Here is a 15,088-nt window from a genome sequence, read left to right on the forward strand (position 1 = left end):
ATGGACGAACCGACTCTCTGGCTGTCGGCACCGACCGAGGCCTATCAGCAGTGGCAACGCACGGAAGCCGCCGGCGCCGATCGGCGCGCATTCTCGCCGCGGTCAATCGTCCAGCACGAAGCGATGTTCGAACGCTTCATGCGCCACCTCGCCGCCGCTCAACGGTCGCTGGCCACCTTCGGGCCCGACCACCTCGAATCGTTTTTCGCTGATCTCGATCGCCGGTGCAAACCCGGCACCACGACGCGCCTGCGCTATGAGAAGCTTCTCGACAGGCTTGGCCGACACCTGGTCGACGTCGGCGTGCGCAAGACCAATCCAGCGGCCGCCTATGCGTTGACGCAGACGTGGCCGGAGGACGAACCCGTCCCGGTGTACCTGCTCGAAGCCGATGATCATCGACTGCAGGCGTCGATCCGAGCCATTGATGGGCTCGACGATCGCGCGTTGCGGAACCGCGCCATCGTTGGCTTATTGCTCTCGACCGGCATCACCGCGCAGGAAATCCGGCAGGCGACCGCCGTCGACCTCGACCTGTCGCCGGCGCGGCCGCACCTCCAAATCCCGAAGCGCGGCCCGCGCGAAGCACGCCGGGTCAACATAGCCGAATTCGCGGTACCGGCGCTCACGCAATGGCGGAACCTGTCTGCGGCCGCCGACAACCTACTGCTGTTCCCGTCCCCTCGCGCAGGCGGGCCGATGACCGACGAGATGCTCGGGCGCATCGTTCGAGACGAACTCCTCGCGATCGACATTCGGCTCCCCGATATGAGCCCGCGCACCCTGCGGAACACGTTTGCAAGGCGCCTGCTGCTCGCCGGCAAGAGCAACGACGACGTCATGCGCGCGCTGGGCCTCACGAGCCAGCGAACGGTGGTCCGGATTCGCGCAACCCTCTCGCCTTCGCCGCAAGCTCACACCGCAGCTTGACTTCCGAACCGCCTCGATAGCCTGAAGAAGCCAGCACTTCCGCTGGCGTCTTTCCTATCGGAGTATTCGTATGGACTACGTAACGCGTTACACCGACCTCATCTACTTCGCGAGTGGCGAAATTGCCTCCTGTCGATACAGGTTCATCAAATCGCGGGACAACCAGAAGCAGGTCATCGTTCAGATCACCCACCGCAACGACCAGACTGCCAACCTGACTGCGGATCATCAGACGCGTGACGCGATCCTGAATCGAATCGCCGATCGCGAGCTGGCCGGGATCCCATTCTCGATGCTCTGCGTCGCATTGACGGAGGGCGACACGCACCACATCGTCTTCCCCGAGCCGGATCTCGAAGACTACATTCAACGTGGCCACCCGTACCAGCAGACCCCCGAGCGCGCTGCACGCGGCCGCCATATCGAGCGCATCTCGATCGATTCACGGAACCTCGTGATCGGCCGCGCGCGAATTCAGACGGCGCACGCCACGCCGACGCCGCCGGATACCCACCTCGCGGCAGTGCTGAACCGCCCTGAGGCGGCATAGCATACTGCCGCCACGGGGCCACAGCGCCGAATCGCGGGCGTGCCGGACCTTCCGTTTGCCCGCGCTCGGCCACCTCCTTACGTCCATCTCATCGAGCCGCCCGTCCGACACAAATCGGACTAAAGAGAGACTGCGAAATGCCGTTATTTACACTGCCCAGTGGGACATTTCGAGGCTAAATGCCAAGGGCTACGAGAGACAGGAAACACCGTGTATGCAGAAATCAGACGCCGACTAGGCTTGCTCCGCCGGAACTACGAAAGCAATCGCCCCGGTCCGAAAGACCGATTCTGCTACAGCGCCCCGATCGAGCTAGGTGATCACTTCATCATTTTGGCCAGGGGTGGTCAGTACGGCGGAGAAATCGGACGGGTAGTGGCCGAGCCATTCACGCAAACGGACAGTTGCTACGTCGTGGATATCCTCGTCTCCCCTGAATTTCGCAACCGGGGAATTGCGGCAATGCTTCTGAAGCTTGCCTTGCGACACTCGAGTTGCTCAACGCAGGTACCAATCGACATCGAAGAAGACGCGATAGAATTCTGGACGCACTTGACTCGTAAGCGTCAACTGAAAATCAGGTTGGGCTTGACGCAGTATGAAGTGATGGCGATTCGATCGGCAATGCGGCCATCCAACCATTGGAAAGCTAATGACCCCAAAGACTGAGTGGGACACAACACGCAAGCTGCCTTTCTGGCTCCGACGCATTGACGTTCCGGTTGACGGACAGACGGCTGCCCAGCAGCAAGTTGAATTCAATTGGTGGCTGGTATTTGCGCCGCTGTACGCTTTGGGAGCCGGTCTCGTCGTGATGGTCGTCGTTGCCGGCATCGCCATGCTCGTGGGCTTCACCGTCTCAATGGTCAAGGCGTTTCCCGTAGTATCGGGCATCTTGCTCCTCGTCCTTCTGTTCAAACGCCAACGCTAATATCCGGCATGAGATCCATTTTCGACTACGTATCGCCCGGCGATCGCACGTCGTGGGTTGTCGCACATGTCCTTGCCACGGCCAGTCTGCTCATCGGTGCCGGCGTGCCGAACTCCTGGTGGCTGGCTGCGTTGGGTTGCTCTGCAAGTTTCCTCATGGCGTGGCCCACCCATCGCGCACTCATTCCGGTTGGCTATGCAGTGGTAAGCCAGGGCCGTTGGCCACAACGTGAAGAATGACAGGAACACGGAATGAGAATTAAGGTCCTCACCTTAGCATTTACCTTCATTGGTGGCGTACTTGTCGTGTCCGGAATGCAGGCGCACTTGGATTTTATCGGGAGGATCGGTCTCTCGCACGACATGCAGGCTGTGGCCGGGCTAATCCTTGTCGTTTTCGGCTTTAGCGCCCACTTGCTATCGGGTGGAGAGCTGGTTCCTTGAGGCCCGTAGCCGATACTGCATTCCATCACCAGTCGCTCGGAAAAAAGTAGAAGACCCTACCCTCTAATACGCGTCTGCGGGCCGCCAGAGAAAAAAAGCCCGACACATGTGTGTGAGTGTCGGGCTTTGTCCATGAGTGCCATCGGTTAAGCTGCGTGCGAAAACAGATCGACAGGCGCCAGATTCAGCATCGTGAGGTGCTCGGTGTTCGATATCGCGCGGTCGACGAGAAATCGATCAAGCTCGGCCGGCGTCAGGTTGTGTCGCTCGGCCAGATGTGCGAAGTACTGCCCACGCTTGGCCATCTCCTGATACCGGCCCGCCATACCTTCCGGAAGCCGAAGAATGCCCTCGTTCAGCCAGAACCGTGCCGACTCCATCCCCGAGTGCTGCCGCGCCTTCACGGACCAGCCAGCATCGAAGCTGCAGCTCACGAACGCGCACGCAGCCTCGACGTCCACGTCGAACTGGTCGCTCTCTTCGAAATAGACAATCTGCTCACCGGACCTCGTGCGTGCAAATCGGCCCGGTCGCCCCGGATGGAGGTAGCGATTCCACTGTTCCGCAGCGTAATCGCGAAGTCCATCCGTGGGCACCTCGGCATCGTACGCGCCGACAAAGAACCATCCATGATGCGGGATGTCGATCTTCGGCAGCGGGTCCACAACCGGCACATGGTAGCGCCGTCCGAGCCTATGCACGTCGAACCAGACCGACAGAGCTGGAAACGCGTGCGGCGCGTAGTGGTGCATCGAGAGATAAAAATCGATCGCCACCAGCTGCGCCGGCGTGATCATCTCGAACTGCACGTCGCAGAGCGCCCGGTTCTCCGGCGTGTTAGGTATCTCGCCCGTGGCCAGCGCGGCCTCATGCCGCTCAGCGCGCTCGACCTCAAGCGCGTCAAGCGTCAGCAGGTACTGCAGCAATCGAACACGCTCCAGGTACGACAGAACGTCCGGCTTGACCGCGAGATACCCGGCGTCGCTCAGCTTCCGGCCGACGAGCTCGCGACGGCCGAGATCCCATTGCACGGCCATCAGGTAGTTGCGGAAGCGATTCAGGCCCTCCAGATGACGGTGGCCAGCTTCCTTCACCATCGACTCCATCGAACGATCACGCTCGCCGGTCACGCAACAGAACGCGCATCCGAATCGAGAACCGCACGCGGCACGCGCGCCGCCCTCTCCCAGAATCACACCGCATGTCCCCTCGTTGCCAGCGCGGTATAGATCCGAGAGCCGCCGGATCGACTCGCTGGACACGGGCGACGGAAAGGGGCGACCTGCATCCTCCGCGAAGAGCGAAAGCATCGTCCAAACGCAGTCGGTGGACCACTCGGCGACCGGCGAAAACGTGAGAAATCCGTCCGCATTCCGGACGGGTCTCAGCGCATTCTCGTTGCGAGCGGCCATGGCCGCCGCGCGACTGCCGCTTTCTCCGAATCGGTTGCCGAGGATGGTGACGACTTCGCTACTTCCGCCGGCGGCCGCCAAACGCTCGAGCGTGACGCGCAGGCGATTTTGCGGATCGACCTTCCAGTCCGCGGCACAGGCACGTATGCGCTTTCCATTCTTCACCCCGTTTTCCGGGGTGCGGGGAAGCGTCCCGCGCCCGATCGTCGCAACGACGAACTGCGACGCTAGGGACGGCTTCGCAACGTGCACGGAAACTGGGACATCCGCATCGTGATTCGCGTCGCGGATCTCGTCCAGCATGGCCTGGAGGTGCCAGTGCATACTCGGATTTTCGATTGTCGTGTCTGCGCTCGTCATGAAGTGCTCGCGCGACACGTCGGTGCCGGCACGCCGCACGGCTTCCAGCATCAGGATCGCCGTACACGTTGAATCCTTTCCGCCGCTCAGAGCATTCGACAGCGTGTAACCCTGTCGAATCAGCGCGACAAGTGCGTCGATCGCCGATTCCATCTTCGCCAAGATTTCAGAAAACATATGCTGCTCCATTTGCACGGGAACAGCCCCATGCGGGAGCCATTCCCGCATGGGTTGAGGATACATGCCGATCAGGGCGCGCGGTAGAGTTCGCCGCGCGCGGAGACCGATTCCCAGTTCTTCAGATAGACGTCGGCGATCCGCGCGTCGCCGCGCAGCACCACGACGTTCTCCGAGTTGTACCGGGCCGCCTGTTGCGAATAGTTGTAACTGCCCGTCTGTACCGTCACGTTGTCCACGATCAGGATCTTCGAGTGCTGCGCCGCGTAGCTGCTCACGACACGAACCGGAATCCCGGCGTACGTGAGCGATCCGAGCGCGGCACGTGCTCGGCCGCTGCGATCCTCGTCAAGGTTGCTGCGCGCATCGACCGTCACCGCGACGTCGACGCCTCGCCGCTTCGCCGAGATCAACGCTCGAGTTACCGCCGGTGCGGTGAACGAGTAGGCCAGCACGCGAATCGACTGGCGCGCTTCACCGATCGTCCGCAGCACCAGCGCTTCAGCGCCGCCATCCGGCGAGAACCCAATTTCGACCCGCGGCAGGGGCTGCGCCTGCGCGCGGCCGCCCAGCGCGATCGCAACGCAACAGCACAGCCATGCCACCAGCACGACCCAACCGATTTGCTTCTTCATAGAGGTATCTCCAACGGAAAAGAAAAGCGCCGCCCCATTCCCGTGCCGGGCGTTGAGATACGGCATCGAAACGTTGTGACGAACGAATTTGCGGTTCGCCAATGCTTTCGCCACATCACGCGCGACGGTCAAAAGCCACCGATCGCTGTCTTTCCGCGGCCACTTGACGAACTCCGCGTACCCCTCTTTCTGCGGAACAGCTGAACTGCCAACCGCAACGAGAAAGTCGAAGCGATCGGCGGGAACGCGCAGTAGCGCGCAGCTGGTTTGGAGCGCGATCCGAACCGCCGAAAGCCCGACGTATGCCGGGGCGTCGATCACCGTCAGCGCATGCAGTGCAACATCACGCACCGACGAGTTCTCTGCTTGATCGGCGATGATCGATAGCGTCGCCAGACGCGCCCGAACCGACATCGAGCCGAACGAATCTCGCGCGCCTTCCGGCACGACACTCGACGCGAGCTGAACAAGATCAACATTCAGGAGTGGCATATAACGCCTTAAAAAAGGCCCCACTCTCTTGCGAGAGCGGGGCCGCTGGTCAACGGATTAGATGCAGGGCTTGGGGTGCCCTGCGGGAAAAGTGTGAACTTGGCCATCTTTGCAGATGACCGCGTCCGTATTCATCGGCGGCCGCCTATTCACGGCCTGCGAAGCCACCACGTAGCGCAGGGCCGGTGCCGGCGGCTGCGAGCCGCCGTGCATCGCGATCAACAGCATCACCAGGTTCGTCATCCCGTCCATCGAACACTCCTCCGTCGGCGATTCAGGACACGACGACAGCCGTAGCGGCCACCGTCACCCAGCGCCCATCAATCAGCACGTCGCGCAGCCGCGAGCCGTTCAGCTCGTAGACGTGCTCCGTACCCATGCGGATGGGTTTCGGGCGAACCGAAACCGTCAGGCTTCGATGCAGAGCAACAGAGTTGGACTTCAGTTTCATTGCGTTCCTCGAAAAGAAAAAAGGCGAGGAACGCCCCTGTGGGGAACGGTCCCCACCAGGGTTAAAAATGTGTGCTGCACTACCTCGCGAGTGCGGCCACGTCGATGACCGCATCGGCCTCCGCAATCAGGTCGGGCGTTTGCGAGATGAAAAACTCTCGCGCATACCCGCCTTGACGCAGCACCTCGCGCTTCATACGCATGAACTGCACCTTGCGATCAGGATCAAGCGGACCATCCGACTCGTCGCTAAACAGCGTCTCGTACGGTTGTCCCGCGTTACCAGCGATGTACAGGGCGACGCCCCGTGTCAGGCATTCGTTGATCCACACCTTCTGACCACCAGACATCACGCCAACCGCTTTGCTGCTGTCGCTTTCGGCGTCGTGCACGAGGATTTCAAATCCCTCGCGCGTGGCACCATTGGCCAACGTGCGCTGCGTCTGGATCTCGACCGTGAACCGCGTGCCGTAGCACGCAAGCAGCAGGTCGTTTGTTGATGTTCACCAGAAACTGACCCACTGGGGATGCGGACAAAATCTTGGACTACTTTGGAGGTAGTCCATGTATTCATACGAAGACCGCGTTCGGGCGGTCGAGCTGTACCTGAAACTCGGAAAGCGCGTCAAGGCGACAATCCGCCAGTTGGGTTACCCGACGAAGAATTCTCTCAAGGCGTGGTGCGAGGAATTCGAGAAGAGTGGCGATCTGCAGAAAGAGTATGTTCGCGTAAAGCCAAAGTACTCAGAAGAACAGAAGAACCTGGCACTTGAGCATTACGTCAATCACGGGCGCAGCTTCAGCTTCACCCTCAGGGCATTAGGCTATCCCTGTCGGCAGATACTGACGGCGTGGGTTCGCGAGCGCTATCCGGAAACCAGGAAACGCGTGGTTGGCAAGGCAGGCCGACCGGCCGTGTCATTGGCGACCAGGCAGCTCGCGGTGTACGAACTGTGCACACGGGAAGGAAGTGCACAGGCGGTGGCGCAAAAGCTGGACGTCGACAGGGTGTCGCTGTACAACTGGAAAAACCAGTTACTCGGCCGAGGGACCCCCGCATCCATGAAGCGCGACAAGGGATCACCATCAGAGACGGATCGGGACGAACTGGAGCGGCAGGTCGAAGAGCTCCGGCGCGACATTCGCAATCTGAAGCTTGAACACGACCTGTTGAAGAAGGCGAATGAACTCGTAAAAAAAGACCTGGGCGTCGACCTGCCACTCCTGAGCAATCGGGAGAAGACGAAGCTGGTTGACGCCCTGAGAGAAGAATACGGTTTGACTGAGCTGCTTGAGCGGTTGGACCTGGCGCGCAGCTCCTATTTTTATCATCGGTCGCCCATACGGGTTGCCGACAAATATGCAGATGTCCGTCGTACCGTTGCAGAGATCTTCGAGGACAATCACCGATCCTACGGCTATCGTCGGGTGCAAGCAGCGCTTAGCAGGCAACGAGTGTTTCTATCGGAGAAAGTCGTGCGTCGCCTCATGAAACAAGGCGGCCTCCACGCAGCAAGGCCCAAGCGGCGCCGATATCGCTCTTATATCGGGGAAATCAGCCCTGCCCCAGATAACATCATCAATCGCGATTTCCACGCGAACGCCCCCAACGAAAAGTGGGTGACGGATATTTCCGAGTTCCAGATTCCTGCGGGGAAGGTATATCTATCGCCCATGATCGACTGCTTCGATGGGATGGTAGTCAGCTGGTCGATTGGCACAAGCCCCGACGCAGAGCTCGTGAATTCCATGCTAGATGCGGCTATTGAGACCGTGACCGAGGACGACGAGACGCCGATCGTGCATTCCGATCGGGGTGGCCACTACCGTTGGCCTGGCTGGCTATCGCGGGTTGCGAAGGCTAAGCTGATCCCCTCCATGTCGCGTAAAGCCTGTTCACCGGACAACGCGGCCTGTGAGGGATTCTTCGGCAGGCTAAAGACTGAGATGTTCTATACAGGAGACTGGCGTTCGACGACCATCGCGGAGTTCGTTGAGGTACTGGACGCCTACGTTCGCTGGTACAACGAGAAACGGATCAAGGGCTCCCTTGGCTATCTCAGCCCCATCGAGTACCGTGAAAGCCTCGGGTTAGCAACGTAAATCAGTCCAAGAAAATAGCCGCATCCCCAACGGGTCAGTTTTGGTCGTCTATCAACACGTCCACTTCAATGAGCCATCACGCCGGATAAACACCGAGTTTCCGTCCGACGACGGACCGTTCGTTGCCATCACAATCGCTGCGGGCGCACCAGGCACCGGGTTGACCGCCTGCCATGCTCCGTTCAGCCCCTTGATCGTCGCGGGATTCTGGCTGGTCGAGAACCCGAAGTCGTTGCCGGCTGCTTGTGCCACGACGCCAGCGCCAGACACGTCCGGCTGCCCGAGTCGAGTCACGGGTTGCGACGAATAGAAGACGTAGGACACCTGGCACGAGCCGGATCCGGTCGAACAGTTATCCGGGCCGACGCTCATCTGAATCATGTAGCTACCGCCCCAGATCGGTCCGGTGGCATAGTCCGCCTTCAGATATCCGCCTGCGCGCAAATCCGCGAACGTCGGCGGAGTGACAGCCGTCGCTTTCGAGCCGACCATCTGCCCCACCAATGACGCGTACTTGTCGGTCACCCATTTCGACAGTGCGGCATTGATTACCGCCTGATTCTTCCCCTCGACGCTCAGCACGTCTTGCCGGCGTTTTTCGACGTCGTGCTGGATACCCTGCAACGTCATGAGCGCAGTTGCGACCAGCACGATCACGGCTTCAATGATGCTGAGCATCGTCGTTCCTTAGTTGCCCTTGGTCGCGTACATGATCACGCTCGCAGTCGCGCCTGCAGACGCACACGCCGTGGCAGCCGTGCCCGAGCTGAACGTCGTCGACGGCCCGGAGATCGTGGTGTTGTTCACCTTCACCTGCGTATAGGCCTCCGAAATCGAATCGGCCGACAGTGCGCACACGGTGGCCGGGATCGGGTACGTCACCGCGATCGCGTCGTTCGTCGCCGTCACGGTGGCCGGTGCTGCCGTCACCGCGCCCCCGAAGATGCCCGTCAGCGCACCGGAGGTTTTGTTCAGGCGACGTCCGGCCGTGTCGAACGCACGGTTTTGCGTAAGCGACAGCATGGTGACGCCTGAGAAGTCGATCTCACCCGCCGTCGCATCTTGAATGCCGCTCACGAAGTACTGCGCTTCGCTCTTGAATTGCATCGCATGGATCCGGTCCATCACGTAACCCCGCCCCATGTACACAACGAGCGCAATCAGCGCGGCCGCGGCCATCACGCCCGCCGCTTCGACCAGGGAAAGCTCGCCCTTTTGCTTGCGGCGCCCTTTGCCGATGTACAGTCGTTTGCCCGTGTTCATTTTGTTGGTCTTGTTCATGTCGCTTGCTCCTAGAATTTTTGATTGAGGGAAGTGGACGCACCATCGAATGCGACTGCGCCGGTTGCGAAGTACGACCCGAGGCCGAACACAAGGAACAGCAGCACCGCTCCACCCAACAGTACGTAGTGCGTGATTTTTGCGTTCCGTTTTACTGCCTCGACCACGCGAGACAGAGAGTGCTGGCCGAGTTCCTTGATTGACTCAACGAACTGATCACGGCCGGCCGCGTCGGTCATGATGTCGATGGTGGTCTCCGAGAAGATCCCGGTATCGAGTGCCTGCATTGGCTTGTCTGGATTCGCGGTCAATCTGGTGCTCATCCGCCGTAGGTGCCAACTCATCCAGGGGTCAGCCGCCTTCGTCAGCCGGTCCAGTGCCGCGCGCAGCGTCAGCCCCGAGTCAAACAATCCAGCCAGCGATACGATCAGCAGCGCCGCTCGAAGGTCGCGCCGATTGCGCCACATCAGTGGCATCGCATCGACCTTGTTTCGCCGCTCACCCGTCCAGCGCTTGAGCGTATAGAAATAGCCCGCCACCGGTCCCGCGACGACGGAGCTCGTCAGCCACCAGTAGTTCGCACAGAAGGTGTCGAAGGCGTAGACGAATTGCCCGAACGCGGACCACTTCTCGAGAGGTTGCACGTCCAGCGTCGCCGGCAGGATCTCGGACCCGAACAGCACGCAAAACGCGTACAGGTAGACGATCAGAAACGCGGGATAGGCGATCTGCATCGACGTTGTCGCCGACAGCACACCTTTCGCATGCGCCGCCATCTCGGCAAGCTCCAGGCCGCGGATCGCGGCGTCGGCGCGCGGCGATTGGCCTGCCAGTTCAAGCAGCACGAACTCGTCGGTGGGGACGAACGGCTTCATCGCCGTTGCGAAATCATCGCCAGCGCGCATGCGCTGCGCGATCTTCTGGAACGCCGGCCACGACAGGTTCTTGCGAGAGCGATGGCGCTGCTCGAGTGTCGTCAATCGTTCGAGCAGCGTTTCGCTGTTCCGCAGCCCTTTTTTCGCCACGTCGAGTCGCGTTTCGCGATAGAACATTTCGCGCAACGCGCGGAACCTCCAGGTCGCAACACGCATGCGTTCCGTCGCCGGAAGCGCCATGACGATCCAATAGACAAGGGCTTTGATCACGATGGAATTACCCCATCCGAATCGGGAAAGACGCGGTAAGCGTCGAACGCGCACATCGACTCATCGATGAAGCGAGGATCGATCAGACCTTGCGACGCCTTGTATAGCGCGTGCTCATAGACCGTCTTGCCCGTCATGTCAGCGTCCGAGAAATCCGTCTTCCGGCCCGTGCGCCAGACCTGCTCCGCACCTCGCCAGTCGCGCTCTGCGACGCGCTCGAGGAACTCCGGAGTCGGGCGATACAGTTCCATCGCGAGCGTCTGTCCCTTGACGCCGGCGGCTACTTTGCCGGACCGCGTGAACAATCCCGGGCGTCGGCAATGCTCGCACCCGTACTCATCTCGACATGCCATGGTCGACGGGTCGAGTCCGAACTTCTGCTCGAGCGTTGCAATCTGCTGCGGCGTCAAAACGTCACGTGCCGAGCGCTTGCAATGCGGGCACAGCTTCGGAATCAGCTTCTGGTTGCCGACAGCGTTCAGGAAACTTCCCGACGCCACTTCGTCCATCGGCAGCTTCAGGCGGCCACCGACCAGCCGCATCACCGCACCGAGAATGCTGTTGCCGTGAAGCGTCGCGCGAACCGGGTGTCCGGTCAGCGCCAGTTCCGCAACCAGGCCCGCGAGCACGGCATCCCGTACCTCCCCGATCGTCAGGTCGTCGGGGTCCATGCGCATCAGCGTGCGGATCACTTCGACAATCTTCCGGTTCGCGTCCTCTTCGGTCTCGCCCGGTCGGCGCTGAATCGAAATGTCGGACAGCCACGGAGCGGGCACCTCGGACGGCTCATTGACAGCGAACTGCTTGATGCGATCGCGATTCGGGACGAGGTAGGACATCGCGCGCAGAAGCGTGGTCTTCGCCGAGCCGGTCTCCCCGGTCAGGAAAGTGGCGCCGCCCGTGACTTTGCCCAGGCTTTCGATGATCGCCAGCTGGCTTGGCTCAAGCCCCATCTCGTGCGGCAGCAACACGTTCACATGCTTGAAGTTGCCGTCAAGCAACCGCAGCGCGACGTCGAATCCACCGACGAGCGGCGCGCTCTGCCAGCGGATATTGACGATATCCATGTGTGCGACGAGCGGGATCATCGCGGACTGCGGTGCAGTCGGTTGGAACGTCTCGCCCGAGTTGGTATTTCGCTGGACGAGGTCCTGATAGGCGGCCGACAACGAACGACGCACAAGTGCCTTCGGCATCTGCCGATACGAGTACAGGTCGCCGTCGACACGCAGCCGGAGCTCAACGTCCTCGGCAAAGTCTCGGTATTCCCAATGCACATCGCCGGCACCGTATGCCTTGGCAGCCTCAATCACATCTCGGAAAACCCCAATCGCGCGGGACGCCTCCGGCACGAACGCAGACGCGCGCTGCTTCTCCTTGCTATAGAGGGCCGCAATCACGTCCTCGTCCGCAACCATTTCTTCGTGAATCGAGATATCCGCGCGCGCGAGGTCCTTCAGATAGGTCGCATAGAGCTGGCCGTCGTGGAATCGCTGCGTCGCGACCACGATCGAGATACCGGCCTGCAGCTCGACTGCGATGAACTCGTGCCGAGCCGCATCGCTCACGGCGAGCGCAGCATTCGGGTCGCGTTGGCACAACACGCGTTTGAACGTCAGGGATTCGGCAGACACAAGCCGTGGGCGCCCCGTCTCGATCGCCATTTCCGGCCCCTCGGCGAGATCCATTCCGATGCGCCGAACGGTCGGCGGTTCGTCGTAGCCGCTGCCCTGCTGCATGGTGGCTTCGTCTGCGGATACCTCCTCTACCGGAATGCGCGTCGATTCCTCCGGCGCGGCGGACGCGCCCTTGGCAGTTTCAGCGCCTGGTTCAATCGCTTCGTCGGGAGCCGGTTCTTGACCGGTTTGGACATTGGACGACGAGGCTGCAAAGTCGCCATTCGCTTCCGAAGCCTGTGCTGCCGCTTCCCGAGCCATTGCGCCACTCTGCATCGCGGCCGCCGCCCCTTCCGAGGGCGACGTACCAACGTTCTCACCCAAAACCTCGACGTCTTCGATTTCCTGTTGTGCCCGGCGCAACATCATGCCCATCGTCATCGGCTGGCCATGATTTGCCTGTCGAGGATTGACAGGCTTGCTCGCGGTCTTGAAACGCGGCTCACGCGGATCCTGCACGGGTGTCGACTCACCATCGTCGGTCGGCTCCCGTCCGACGATGGGCATCGCCGCCGCCGAGCTGTCCACGAAACCCGGCTTCAGCGCCTTGAGGCGGCCGAAGAAACCGCGCTTGGTCGGCTCCGGCGTTTCCATTTCCGAGAAGAAGCTCATCGGGTGCCTCCAAGGGGGATACCCGGCAACGGTGCGCCTGGGGGCAATGGCGAGCTCAAGTCCACCAGCGAGCGAACTGCGGCCGTCGCCGGCGACATCTGGACTGGCGCTTCGCCACGAATCGGCTCTTTCCACGTCCGCTTGCCTTCCGCCACGGTGACTGCGTAGCCGTCAACAGCCTTGACGCTCCAGCCGTTGAGCAGCGTCGCACCGACGCGTGCGGGATAGATCGCATCGCGATACGAGTACAGGACATGTGGGCCCGCTTCATCGTTGAATGCGCCGAGAAACGAAACCGGCTCAGCATGGGCTCGAGTCGGCCGCATCGGTTTTTCGACGGGTTTCGGTGATTCGTTAGCGGCAACGCCGCTAGCGGCGATGCCCGGTTGCGGTTGAGACATCGCACCCGGCGGTAACATCCCGGCACCCGGCGCGGTCCCACCCAGACTACGAACAACGTTGGCTCGAGCCAGTTGGTCGATGTCGTCGATCGAGAGCTTGGCGCCGACGGGGTCGGCATGTGCGGACACGGCGAAACCGGCGGCCGCCGCCGCGATGAGGACGTGCTTAATCAAAGACATAGTATTTTCCCTTCGCGGTGAAGTGGACGCCGTACGGCGAATCGCCGGTATCGCTGCTGGTCGTCGGCCCAACGCCTTCTTTGAGACGCAACTCCACCTTCAGCGACTCGAGCGCCATGTTGGCGGGCAGCTTTTCCAGGAGCGGCGACTGCCAGCGGAAGCCTTCGATCGTCCAGTCGCCCTGTTTGATCAGACGGCCGATATGGGCGCCGGCGCCGGACATCGCAATCAGCGGACGAGCCTCGCCAAGCGAAACGGTGTATCCGTACGAACGCAGCTCATACGGCTGCGCCGACATCCGTTGCGGTGGCGTCTGCAACTGGTCGATGAATGCTTGTGCGGAGGGCCATTTAGTGGATTCGCTTTCTGTCAACGACGCGACAGCAGGCACCGCCGCGCCGCGCGAAGTGAGCGTCAGGCCATCACGCGCAAATGCCACCGGACGCATGCCTGCGGTTGCGGCCTGATCGAAGCCGGAGAAAGTGCCGCCATGACGGCGGAACGTGACCGTGCAATAGCCCGCCGTCTGACAATTTGCTTCCTGAAACAGCCATCCCTTGATGACGGTCTCCGATCCGCCCACGGCTGCCAGTAACGCCGGCGCAAGCGCCGACGCACGTGGTTGCGGCTTAGCGAACGTCTCCTGCACGGCCGCTGCGTACTGTTCAGCGAACGTTGGTGCGCGAGGTGGCGGCGGCGGCGGCGAAAGCACGTCCATCAGCTTCGGGACACCGAGGAATGCACCCACTACGATCGCCGCGACCGGGAGTATGGTCGGGACCGACACGGGCAGCTTCGAGATGCGACCGACCTTCCGGTTTGCGAGCAGCTCGCTTGCCTGAAACGGTTCATCAACGTCGCCGATCCTGTCGCCGATGCCGAGCGACACAAGCGACAGGTTGCCCTTCAGGCATTCCTGCTCGATCTCGAGACGGCGCGACTGCGCCGCCTCTGGTGTCAGTACCTCATCGCTGCGCACCGCACCACGCACCACAAACACCGTGTAGACGCGCTGGCCATCCTGCAGCAGGACCAACGCCGCGGCTCGGTTCTTGATGCGATCGTGCAGCGCGACGCGCGCAGCACCCGAGTACAAATGAGCGCCCTTCAACTCCGACATGTCCGGCATCGCGAAGCCGCCAATTTGCTCGGTGCCGACCTTGAATTCCACATAGTGCGTCGCACCGAACGCATCGGCATAGCGTCGACGCTCGGCCTTGCCGCCCTTCACCGGGTAGGCCCGCCAGTCGATGCCGAATACAAGGCGTGCGCGCTTGTCGGTCGGCAGGGGTTCCGTGATGTGCATCATC

General features: G+C 61.3%; 16 protein-coding genes and 1 pseudogene. 6 read left to right on the forward strand and 11 right to left on the reverse strand.

Annotated elements, in window-relative coordinates; translation table 11 throughout:
* The 5 genes from WS87_RS00005 to WS87_RS33395 all read left to right on the forward strand — a co-directional run bounded on the left by WS87_RS00005 (position 1) and on the right by WS87_RS33395 (position 2,854).
* Positions 1-930 (forward strand): tyrosine-type recombinase/integrase, encoded by a 930-nt coding sequence (locus tag WS87_RS00005; protein WP_107937952.1) that lies wholly within the window; start codon positions 1-3, stop codon positions 928-930.
* Positions 931-1,000: 70 nt separating this feature from the next.
* A complete protein-coding gene (locus tag WS87_RS00010) occupies positions 1,001-1,480 on the forward strand; it encodes a hypothetical protein (RefSeq protein ID WP_107937953.1) in 480 nt (159 codons plus the stop codon).
* 210 nt (positions 1,481-1,690) lie between these two features.
* Positions 1,691-2,149: a GNAT family N-acetyltransferase gene (locus WS87_RS00015; RefSeq protein ID WP_159085599.1), complete on the forward strand. Its 459-nt coding sequence runs from the start codon at positions 1,691-1,693 to the stop codon at positions 2,147-2,149.
* Positions 2,133-2,411 (forward strand): hypothetical protein, encoded by a 279-nt coding sequence (locus tag WS87_RS00020; protein WP_107937955.1) that lies wholly within the window; start codon positions 2,133-2,135, stop codon positions 2,409-2,411. Before WS87_RS00015 ends, WS87_RS00020 begins: the two co-directional genes overlap by 17 nt.
* Before the next feature lie 251 nt (positions 2,412-2,662).
* The gene (locus tag WS87_RS33395) at positions 2,663-2,854 is read left to right on the forward strand and encodes a hypothetical protein (protein ID WP_159085600.1); all 192 of its coding nucleotides are present in this window, start codon (positions 2,663-2,665) and stop codon (positions 2,852-2,854) included.
* A gap of 146 nt (positions 2,855-3,000) precedes the next feature.
* Here WS87_RS33395 and WS87_RS00025 read toward each other — a convergent pair whose 3' ends face one another.
* The 5 genes and pseudogenes from WS87_RS00025 to WS87_RS00040 all read right to left on the reverse strand — a co-directional run.
* The gene (locus WS87_RS00025; RefSeq protein WP_107938080.1) at positions 3,001-4,803 is read right to left on the reverse strand and encodes a phosphoadenosine phosphosulfate reductase family protein; all 1,803 of its coding nucleotides are present in this window, start codon (positions 4,801-4,803) and stop codon (positions 3,001-3,003) included.
* A 71-nt stretch (positions 4,804-4,874) separates the two neighbouring features.
* On the reverse strand, positions 4,875-5,930 hold the full coding sequence (locus WS87_RS34155; protein WP_236873162.1) for a phospholipase D family nuclease: 1,056 nt from the start codon (positions 5,928-5,930) through the stop codon (positions 4,875-4,877).
* Between the two features lie 57 nt (positions 5,931-5,987).
* Complete coding sequence (locus tag WS87_RS00035) at positions 5,988-6,182, reverse strand: hypothetical protein (protein WP_107937957.1); 195 nt, start codon at positions 6,180-6,182, stop codon at positions 5,988-5,990.
* Between the two features lie 22 nt (positions 6,183-6,204).
* A complete protein-coding gene (locus WS87_RS33915; RefSeq protein WP_179952331.1) occupies positions 6,205-6,381 on the reverse strand; it encodes a hypothetical protein in 177 nt (58 codons plus the stop codon).
* Between the two features lie 79 nt (positions 6,382-6,460).
* Positions 6,461-6,874 (reverse strand): annotated as a pseudogene (locus WS87_RS00040) (SMC family ATPase); the annotation flags it as partial.
* A 70-nt stretch (positions 6,875-6,944) separates the two neighbouring features.
* On the opposite strand from WS87_RS00040, the gene WS87_RS00045 reads away from it, so the two are divergent.
* Positions 6,945-8,483: an IS3-like element ISBmu11 family transposase gene (locus tag WS87_RS00045; protein WP_107937958.1), complete on the forward strand. Its 1,539-nt coding sequence runs from the start codon at positions 6,945-6,947 to the stop codon at positions 8,481-8,483.
* 51 nt (positions 8,484-8,534) lie between these two features.
* Here WS87_RS00045 and WS87_RS00050 read toward each other — a convergent pair whose 3' ends face one another.
* Genes WS87_RS00050 through WS87_RS00075 form a run of 6 tightly spaced genes read right to left on the reverse strand, consistent with a single transcriptional unit; the run spans position 8,535 to position 15,087 of the window.
* Positions 8,535-9,161, reverse strand: a complete 627-nt coding sequence (locus tag WS87_RS00050) for a hypothetical protein (protein WP_236873163.1) — start codon at positions 9,159-9,161, stop codon at positions 8,535-8,537.
* Between the two features lie 9 nt (positions 9,162-9,170).
* Positions 9,171-9,764 carry a type 4 pilus major pilin gene (locus tag WS87_RS00055; protein WP_096506425.1) on the reverse strand — a complete coding sequence of 198 codons (594 nt, stop codon included), beginning with the start codon at positions 9,762-9,764 and terminating at the stop codon, positions 9,171-9,173.
* An 11-nt stretch (positions 9,765-9,775) separates the two neighbouring features.
* Positions 9,776-10,879, reverse strand: a complete 1,104-nt coding sequence (locus WS87_RS00060; protein ID WP_442861396.1) for a type II secretion system protein — start codon at positions 10,877-10,879, stop codon at positions 9,776-9,778.
* 26 nt (positions 10,880-10,905) lie between these two features.
* A complete protein-coding gene (locus WS87_RS00065) occupies positions 10,906-13,197 on the reverse strand; it encodes an ATPase, T2SS/T4P/T4SS family (RefSeq protein WP_107937960.1) in 2,292 nt (763 codons plus the stop codon).
* A complete protein-coding gene (locus WS87_RS00070) occupies positions 13,194-13,778 on the reverse strand; it encodes a hypothetical protein (protein WP_107937961.1) in 585 nt (194 codons plus the stop codon). Before WS87_RS00070 ends, WS87_RS00065 begins: the two co-directional genes overlap by 4 nt.
* Complete coding sequence (locus tag WS87_RS00075; RefSeq protein WP_107938081.1) at positions 13,765-15,087, reverse strand: type 4b pilus protein PilO2; 1,323 nt, start codon at positions 15,085-15,087, stop codon at positions 13,765-13,767. Before WS87_RS00075 ends, WS87_RS00070 begins: the two co-directional genes overlap by 14 nt.
* Between the last annotated feature and the right edge of the window lies 1 nt (position 15,088).

This window comes from Burkholderia sp. MSMB0856 (assembly GCF_001524645.2).
Taxonomy (GTDB): Bacteria; Pseudomonadota; Gammaproteobacteria; order Burkholderiales; family Burkholderiaceae; genus Burkholderia; species Burkholderia diffusa.